The organism is Paraburkholderia sp., from assembly GCF_035501035.1.
Taxonomy (GTDB): Bacteria; Pseudomonadota; Gammaproteobacteria; order Burkholderiales; family Burkholderiaceae; genus Paraburkholderia.
This window is the reverse complement of record NZ_DATJWR010000253.1, coordinates 1-3,425: the sequence shown is the minus strand read 5'-3', so window position 1 is coordinate 3,425 and position 3,425 is coordinate 1. Positions and strand designations below refer to the sequence as shown.

Below are 3,425 nucleotides of genomic sequence, written 5' to 3'. Positions count from 1 at the left end.
CGCAACTCGGGCCATGTCATCGCATACGATGCGTTCGAGATGGCCGAGGGATAGATGAACAAGGTGACGGGAAAGCGCTCACGCAGGACAATCGGACGCATCATTTCATAGACCGAGCGATGACCGTCGTCGACAGTGATCGCAATGGCTCTGGGCGGCAGTGTCGCCGACGGATCCTTGAGCCACGCGACGATATCGCGCAGCGGCACGATCTGGTAGCCGTGCGCGCGCAGCCAGGCGAGATGCGCTTCGAACGTTGCGACGCGTACTGTCATCGAGTCCGTGGCGTCGCCGGCGAAGCGATGGTAGACGAGGATCGAGGCTTCGGGTGCGGGGCTCGCCGCGTCTGCGTGTGCCACCAGCGGATGCGACGCCATCACCACGACGAGAAGCAGCATCAACATCCCGCCGAGCTTGCGGAGGAGAAAGCGCATGTTCTTGCCCTGTTCTTCTGTTTGTTGCTGTTCGCGGGTGCTGTTGGCAGCACGCGCCACGCTTTTCACGATTGCCGGGACTATTCAAACTGGTTCGCCCCCGTGCGCGCTTGACCTGAATCAATGGCACGGCGAAGGGGGAATTCAGTATCGATTTGTGGTGCCGAAGCGGCGCGCAGCAAGGAATCCATTCCGGAGGTCAAGAGATGACATCAAGCTCGACATTGCAGATGGGCACCCGCGCCGTGGCAAGTGCGGCCACGCACGCCGCAGGAGAATCGGCTTCGGCAGCGGCGAGCGTCGAAGTCGTGTTCTACAAGGAGATCCTCGATCACCGCGGGTTTGCGCACCGGTGCGAGTTGATGCGCGTACCCAACGAGGGCGCGGGCATTGAAGAGGCAATCGCCGGCGCCGTTCACGAATTCGAGACGGCACAGCGTGTCAGCAACTGGTCGATCGCGGCGGACGGTTACGAGGTGCAGAAACCACGTCCCATCGTCTAGCTCAGTAGAGGGGGATCGACGGAAATTTGCGGCGCCTCCGGTTTTTTTTGTTGGAGTAGGAATGACAGTCGCCTATCACCCCCTCCGCAGATCCGTACGTGCGCTCCTAACGCATACGGCTCCCGCCTTGGGTCGTGACGATCAGACGCTGGTTCGGGTAGGGGTGGCAGATGTGGACGAGAGGCAACCAGTGCGCTGTGATGCGACTCATTCGCTGCGAAGTCATACGATGCTTCTGACTTCGGCGGCGCAGCGTGCGGAACCACAGCCGACCGACGGCTTGACGAAACTGGCCGATGCGCGTGCCGTTACGGGGCACTCCGAAGTAGCGCGCATGCCCGGTCACCACCGCTCGCAGGTACCGTCCCTGTTCCGTGATGGTATGGTGCATACGCCGACGCAGTTCCTCCTTGACCGTCAGCAGCTTGGCTCGCATACGCTTGGCGCTGGTCAACCGCAGTACCGCAAACTTCCCCTTGCGGGTCTTCCCGCAGCAATGCGTAAAGCCCAGGAAGTCAAAGGTTTGCGGTTTGCCTCGTCCGCGACGTCGGCAGTTCTCGCGCGCAAAGCGCCCGAACTCGATCAGCCGCGTTTTGCTCTCGTGCAGCTTCAAGCCGAAGCGGCCCAGCCTCTCGATGACCTCGCGCTGGAAGCGCTCGGCATCCCTCAGGTGCTGGAACCCCGCGACCCAATCATCGGCATACCGCACCACGATCACGTCGCCGTCGGCATGCCGCGCACGCCACTGTTTCACCCACAGGTCAAACGCGTAATGGAGATAGATGTTCGACAGCAGCGGCGAGATGCTACCACCCTGAACTGTACCGATCTCACTCTGCGCCAACCTGCCGTCTTCCAGCACGCCAGCGTGCAGCCATTTCTTGATGAGCCGCACCACTCGCATGTCCGCCACCCGGTGCTCGATGAATCTGATCAGCCAGTTGTGTTCGATCGTGTCGTAGAACTTGCTGATATCAGCATCAAGTATCCAACTCACTTTCCTGCGTTCGATACCTACGCTCACGGCGTCGAGCGCGTTGTGTGCGCTCTTGCCAGGACGGAAGCCGTAACTGAACCCGATGAAATCCTGTTCGTAGATCGCGTTGAGTACCTCGACCGTTGCAAGCTGAACGAGCTTGTCCTCCAGCGCAGGCACACCCAGCGGGCGCTTGCTGCCGTCGGCCTTGTCGATGTACACGCGTCTGACAGGCTGGGGCCGGTAAGCCCCTCGGGCCAGCCGGTCGGCCAGATCCAGAAGCCGCGCTTCCAGGTCCAGTCCGTACGACTGCCACGTCTCGCCGTCCACCCCGGCAGCCGCCTTGCGCTCAAGCGCAAAGTAGGCTGCCCGCAGGCGGTCGACCGCGTAGATGTGATGCATCAGGGTGGTGAACTTCGCACCCGGTCGGCCTTTGGCCGTCTGTCGTATGCCGTCGAGCGCCGTTCCCATGTCATATTCCCGCCCCGATCTGCGGGACATGTGCGCTGCGACTGCATTGCCCTTGGCCTGCCGCCTTCCCTCCACCGTCTCCGCCGTCGCGGGAGTTGCACCCTCGACTTTGTTCGACAGCTTCTGCGGTACTACGCAGCAGTCCGACTTCCCGCGCCCGTAGCTCATCGTCGTATTCCCTCAGGCTTCACGATGCGCACTGCTCCCAGCGCTTCCCAGCGGGGGCAGTAGAGCGTGGGATCTCCCGGTTCCCGTGTGAGATGTTTCCGCGCGTGCGCGGGGTCTTAGACCGCGCGGGGTCCAGCGCTGCCTCGCCAACGCGGCAGCACCAGTGTGGCCTTCGGCTTGTGTCCACAGCCTCGACACCCCGGTCGGCCCGTGCCTTGCAGCACGGGGCAAATATCTCGCGGCTCAATACCCGGCCCGCGCGTACCCCTGTCAACGCTTCGCCTGCATCCTCACGGGTGCACACGCATGACTCGGGGCCGCCGTGGCTGGCTAGGCCTTCAACGTATGACTCTTTCATTCACAACACCTCACCGGTTTTGACCGGCGCACGGACACGCTTTTGCAGTTCAGGCGGCCAGCTTCATTAGCCTTTCCTGACGGGCTTCGAGGGGTGATTTGAAGCCCAGCTTTTCAAGACGCCAGTCGCGATTGTATCTATCCCTGAACGCGATGGCGGCAGCGCGAACCTCCTCCAGGTTCCGGAAGATGCGCCCATGAATTGCCTGTTCCTTCATGGTCCGGTTGAACCGCTCGGCGACGCCGTTGGTCTGAGGTTCGGCGACGAAGGCGTAGCTCGGCGTGATGCCCCAGAACCTGATCTGGTCGCGGAAGTCGTCCGAGGTGTATTGCGAACCGTGATCCATGCGCAGCGACAACCCGCGGCCCGAGTCCGCGGCTACCGAGCCAAACGCACCCAGCAGCCCCTGGGAGATCGGCTCAAGGGCTGCGAAGCGGTCACCGATTTTCGCGGCATGGATGCCGGTGCACATGCCGTCGCAGTGATCCACGGCCGAAAAGATCCACACCATGCCG

At 62.2% G+C, this 3,425-nt stretch carries 3 protein-coding genes and 1 pseudogene; 1 reads left to right on the top strand and 3 read right to left on the bottom strand.

Annotation, left to right across the window (positions count from 1 at the left end; genetic code table 11):
- A pseudogene (locus VMJ11_RS18805) lies at positions 1–404 on the bottom strand (polysaccharide deacetylase family protein); the annotation flags it as partial.
- Positions 405–640: 236 nt separating this feature from the next.
- Between VMJ11_RS18805 and VMJ11_RS18800 the strand changes: the two are divergent.
- Complete coding sequence (locus VMJ11_RS18800; protein WP_325620898.1) at positions 641–937, top strand: hypothetical protein; 297 nt, start codon at positions 641–643, stop codon at positions 935–937.
- A 106-nt stretch (positions 938–1,043) separates the two neighbouring features.
- On the opposite strand, the gene ltrA is transcribed toward VMJ11_RS18800, so the two are convergent.
- Positions 1,044–2,552 carry a group II intron reverse transcriptase/maturase gene (gene ltrA, locus VMJ11_RS18795; protein WP_349255977.1) on the bottom strand — a complete coding sequence of 503 codons (1,509 nt, stop codon included), beginning with the start codon at positions 2,550–2,552 and terminating at the stop codon, positions 1,044–1,046.
- Between the two features lie 407 nt (positions 2,553–2,959).
- Positions 2,960–3,425: integrase core domain-containing protein (locus tag VMJ11_RS18790; RefSeq protein WP_325620897.1), on the bottom strand; the 466-nt coding region annotated here is incomplete at its 5' end.